The following is a 3,462-nucleotide window of genomic DNA, read 5'->3' on the forward strand; positions in this document are numbered from 1 at the left end:
TTTACCGATACTGTATATATGAAGCAGGTTACTTTAAGTGTAAATCTTCACAAACTTTAGTTTTATTTTACCAAACCAGATAAATAATTTAGTACAAACTTGATATTTAAATGAATTGTGTTCAATCATTTTTTAGTGAATTGGCGTATATTATTCACTAAAGGAATTGCGATTTTTTAATCCATTTTTCTTTTCATTTCCAAGTATAACTAACACAACCATTCTTACATTTCAGAATTAATGACACCTGTTAATTTTTTACGGGAGTATCCAGTATCCGGTACTCGTAGAGATGCCCCTCAAACTAATTTGAACATCATATAATTCAAAATCTATTAATAATGGATCAAAAACATAACTCCTATATAAAAATTGTCATACCGTTAGGTATGTTCATTAATTTTACTGGAGGAAAATATCGGTAAAGAGTCTATCACTCAGTGGTAAATGCGTTATCGGTTATTGGTGCAAATTATATCATTAGTGGCACATTTTGGTGGCGATAATTACAGTTTTAAGATCATTTGATTAAGGTTAGAATTTACTACCTCTGCTATCCTTTGTACCAATCATTGATAAGGGGTAAGAGTTTACCTCAAAAAGTTACAACATTACTTTTTTATATGCCTTTTAATTATTGCTCAAAAAGTTTTATTAAGTCAGAAATAAAAAGTCGTCGAAAAAGGCGACTCTTCTTACAGCTATTAAAAAATTTATTTACATTGTTCCAATTCATCAAGGGACTTTGTTTTAAGAAATTCCTCAACATCACGGTAAGACAACTTTTCCGCAGTAATAAAGTTACTGATATGCTCCTTATGGAAAAGATTTGGCCCCTGATCCTTCGCTAAAACTGAACGAATTCTTCTTAATACACTAGTTGCTTTTAATGCTAACTCTCTAATGTCTGAGGTATTGATATGGAATAAACCTCTTGATTGAGGCAAGGCATCATTACGGATTGTATTTTTATGGCTTATCATGGCAGTCTCGACTGTTGCTCCGTCTGGTAAAGGAACATTCTCACATATCCACTTCTTATGACCATCTGTCTGTCTGCACGCGTCACTATATACCGGATCTTCCGGGGCTTCTTCTGTCTTGGCCTCAAACCCAAAAAACTTATCCCTTATGCTCCAAACTCCATCTGGAGCAGCATCCCCTTTTGGCAGAAAAGCGTCAAAGCCGAGTATCCTTCCTAGATGCTCCAAGCCTTTTTCAAACTTTTTGGCTTCGTCGTTGTTAATTAAAGACAACAACAACTTCATGTCTCTTTCAAACATAACTCCGAATAGCCCCAAATCATTTAAAACCTTTTCAATGTTATCTGTTTGTGCCACAAGGTAGGGGTCAATTCGTGGAACGTCATCATCTGTAGGAACAGAATGAATCAAATCAGCCATCCATGAAATGCCATTTGACATCCGTAATGCTGATGAATAATAATTTCTGTCGAGATTTGGATCAGTCGGAATGATTCTTTTAGCTAAGTATGCTGCATTACCTGCGTTGTAGTACCACCACGCACGGTAACCATCAAGTTCCTTGCCGCCGCTTAAATTTTCTAGAATTAATTTTGCTTTTTCAAGAGCTCTATCTAATTCCCTTTTCCAAAGTGCATACATAAAATCAACTTCGTTTTCAACACTTAGCGTAAGTTTTTGAACCTCTGCCTTAGGTCTTTTTTCATACTCCTCACGAATTTCTGTTATTGCGTCATTTATAGCAGAAAAGTATTCTTTATCGGTTATAAAGTCGTTCATGAATTCAATCATCTCGGTAACTGATTCTATCTTTTCCGAGTTACTAAGTCCAAACTCAATTTCCGCTTGTATTTCTGGATGAAACCCAACTAAATTCTCTCGCCTTGTACAAAACTTCAATAAATTAGGATCAAGCATGATAACATTTGCAAAGTCATCATTTGAGCGAGTGCATCTTCCAAGTGCCTGAGTAATCCTAGTTTTCACTAACTCACTCAGAACAGCGTTTGCGTTTAATCTATTCCACAAAAATCCCTCTTGCAAATTTGTTGCCTCGGGCATTCCAAACACAATTTGTAAGCGACAGATGTCCCCTGATAAATCTATTCCATCATATCTATTGGTTAATACAAGTACAACTTTTTCCCTTGATGAGAAGGGAACCAAACTGTCTTCTATATCAGATGACTGCAAAACTGTATATTCAGGCAATTCTTGTTCCATCTTTGAAATGAAAAACTGGGCAGTACGGTTGTCCGGGCAAAGCACCAACGCTCTTTCTTGATTTTGAATTGCACCAAACGCTACTTTTAGAGAATCGTCAGGATTAAAAATTCTATTTGGAAAAAGAATCAGTCTTCTTCCGTTACTATACTTATCCCAACCCTTAGGGATTGGAATTTTACCTATTTTCCTTACCCCTGTAATCCTTTCAAGCTCCCCGCCATCTCCCAGTGTTGCTGACATATATATCCTTTGTTTCGCATTACTAAAAGCTACATGAGTTTTCGTAGGTGGAATCAACGGCCTTATATTAATTTCTCCCCAGGAGAAGAACATTTGACACATTTCTAGGTTTTCATTTATTTTAGACCACGGATGTTTGGCATTACCACATTCAGTGATATTAGCATCCAGTAATTCGATTAATTGAGGTAGTTTTTCAAGATATTTAGGATAAGGGATAAGATCATAAATCGGCTTATAATATTCGGTATCATCACTCATGATTCTTGTATAATTGTATTCTGATATATCCCCCTTGAATAATTCAATGATGCTCTCAAAAACTTCCTTATTTTGCTTTCTTTTTATATCTACTGTCCAAAGTGATGAAATATAATTTTCTGCAGAATGTGCATCATCTAATAGAATGGTATTCGCATCATCCATTCTAAAAGGGTTAGTGTTAAAGATTGCACTGTATGTAGTAATACCAACAGATTTGCTCATTATATAATTTCCGTACTCTTCCTCTGAATATTTGTTCTGTGAACCTATAAGCAGACTTACGGGTAAGCCATATTCTTTTGCTTTTGAATGAACTTGTTTTGCTAATTGTTTAGTTGGACATAAGTAGAGTACACGTTCTTGATGGCACCTTCTCCTATATTCGGCAATTAATAAACCGATAAGCGTTTTGCCAGTTCCCGTTGGTAGCTCAATTGCAACATCTGGATTTGTTTTAAAGTTATTATAATACTCCCGTAAAATATCAGCTTGTTGCGACCATAAACCCTTAATGTTAGGTATCTGTAATTCTCTAAAAATAGATTCAGGATCTTTTTCAACTGACTTCCCAACCTTTGGCTTAACAAATTCAAATTTTTTTCTATCCATAACATTACTCCTTTCTTCATTTTAATTTCTTTTACGACATTTAATCTAATTTTATTATTATAAGTAATAATAAGTTGTCGAAATATGACATCGGAATTCAAATAAATATTGGACTATACCACGAGTGTTGATTAACCAA

At 34.9% G+C, this 3,462-nt stretch carries 1 protein-coding gene; it reads right to left on the bottom strand.

Features of this window, described 5'->3' with window-relative positions:
- Nucleotides 1–713: 713 nt before the first annotated feature.
- The gene (locus BAZO_RS00005) at nucleotides 714–3,323 is read right to left on the bottom strand and encodes a DEAD/DEAH box helicase family protein (protein ID WP_003329150.1); all 2,610 of its coding nucleotides are present in this window, start codon (nucleotides 3,321–3,323) and stop codon (nucleotides 714–716) included.
- Nucleotides 3,324–3,462 lie beyond the last annotated feature (139 nt).

Source organism: Schinkia azotoformans LMG 9581 (genome assembly GCF_000307855.1).
Taxonomy (GTDB): domain Bacteria; phylum Bacillota; class Bacilli; order Bacillales; family Bacillaceae_J; genus Schinkia; species Schinkia azotoformans.